This is a genomic window from Lactobacillus sp. C449L (assembly GCF_059900815.1).
In genome coordinates this window covers 1-530 of the sequence record NZ_JBWXGA010000081.1, presented here as the reverse complement: position 1 = coordinate 530, position 530 = coordinate 1, and the positions used below count along the sequence as shown (strand labels likewise).

Here is a 530-nt window from a genome sequence, read left to right as displayed (position 1 = left end):
AAGCGGCCCCCGCTTGCCGGCTGGCCGATCGAGACGACGAACGGCCGGTCGCGATGATGGCGCAGCAGATAGTCGCGCGCCTCCCGTCCCGAGCGGAGCCCGGCCTCCACCAGCGGCCAGCCGGCGGCAAGCCCACGGACGACGAAGGGCCGAACCGCTTCGCGCAGCAGCGCGTCCAGCTCCGCGGCGTCCGCCGCCGTCCTTTCCGGAACGGAGGCGAGGCCGGAGACGAAGGCGGGATCGGCTTCAGCCATGACGTTCCCGGCGGTTCTTGCGCGCGATCAGCGCATGAAGCCGGCCGAGGGAAGCCAGCGCCATGAAGATCGGCATCAGATGTCCCTCGGCGTGCAACTCCCCGAGCGCGGCGGAATCGAGCGCGCGCAGCCGTTCCTCGTCGATCGTGTGGAAGCCGACCAGCTGGTGGCGCGCGCCGTCCTCCAGCGTGACCTCAAGCGCGAAGGGCTCCAGCAGCCGGTGGCGTTCGAGCGCGGCGAAGAAGCCGGCGCAGCGCTGGTAGCCGACGTCGAGCG

The 530-nt window shown here is 71.7% G+C and carries 2 protein-coding genes; both read right to left on the bottom strand.

The window, feature by feature from the left end; genetic code table 11:
- Nucleotides 1-254: hypothetical protein (locus AC2JF9_RS08395; protein ID WP_500726878.1), on the bottom strand; the 254-nt coding region annotated here is incomplete at its 3' end.
- A partial coding sequence (locus tag AC2JF9_RS08390) for a SapC family protein (RefSeq protein WP_500726876.1) occupies nucleotides 247-530 on the bottom strand: 284 nt, incomplete at its 5' end. The genes AC2JF9_RS08390 and AC2JF9_RS08395, both read right to left, overlap by 8 nt.